The organism is Vibrio sp. 10N.222.55.C6 (assembly GCF_041473395.1).
Lineage (GTDB): Bacteria > Pseudomonadota > Gammaproteobacteria > Enterobacterales > Vibrionaceae > Vibrio > Vibrio crassostreae_C.
Genome location: NZ_JBFRSD010000825.1, coordinates 1 through 882, shown reverse-complemented (window position 1 = coordinate 882; position 882 = coordinate 1). Strand labels below are relative to the sequence as shown.

Annotated in this window: 1 protein-coding gene and 1 pseudogene; both read left to right on the top strand. The window is 44.3% G+C overall.

Translation table 11 applies throughout. From position 1 onward, the window contains the following. The coding region (locus AB4486_RS26380; protein WP_372119715.1) for a hypothetical protein at window positions 1-184 on the top strand (184 nt) is incomplete at its 5' end. A gap of 336 nt (window positions 185-520) precedes the next feature. Continuing rightward, window positions 521-882 (top strand): annotated as a pseudogene (locus AB4486_RS26375) (integrase); the annotation flags it as partial.

The following is an 882-nucleotide window of genomic DNA, read 5'->3' as shown; positions in this document are numbered from 1 at the left end:
CTACCAGCCATCTGTTGCCTTCCTCGCTGAAGCGCTTGATTTTGACTCTGAATTTGCTGAATACAGAGAGAAGTACCCAGAGGACTTTAAAGAGCACTTTAAGCAAAAACGCTTCTCGAATGTGCCAGTATTCACTCAGCTATCCACTGGTAAGAAGATCAATTTCGGCTTAACGCAGAAATAAGCGACCATCACAACCTCAAAGCCGAGAGCCGTCACTTCTCGGCTTTCACTACTCTCAAATGATCAGATAAATACGTCAGATTTCATTTTGACCGTTTTTTGCATTGGCACCGTCAAAACACCTCACTTTCATGCGTCTATGGGAAGTAAGTCTCAATTATACTCTGAATACATTAGCGCAAACCAACTCCGTTATTTTGAGTTTTCAATGCAAAACGGGGCGTACCATACATTTTGTCCAAAGGTGTGCTGTAGCCAATCGTGGCAAACTTCCTGACCTCTAGTCAATGTGACTGCCAAACTTCATATTGACCCAAAACACTGAGAGGAGGTCATCGTGAGGAAGTTATCTTCTGGAAAATGCAGCGGCATCAAAAGGCCGTTTAAGCTTGAAGAGATCTGGCGGATCAGAACTAGGCTAGAGATTGAAAATGATCTGATGCAGCTCGCACTGCTGAACCTAGCTATAGATAGCAAGTTAAGAGCGAGTGATTTGCTAAAGCTACATGTTTACGATGTTTCTTCGCAAGGAGTTATCTATGAGAGGGTTCAGTGCATCCAGCAAAAAACTGGGACCGACGTCCACTATGAGATTACGCCGAGAACACAGCAAAGCATTAGCCGATGGATCTTTGCAGCATCCCTAGAGGCAAGCAGTTTTTTATTCCCGAGTAGCCGACGCTTTGGACAACCTATCAG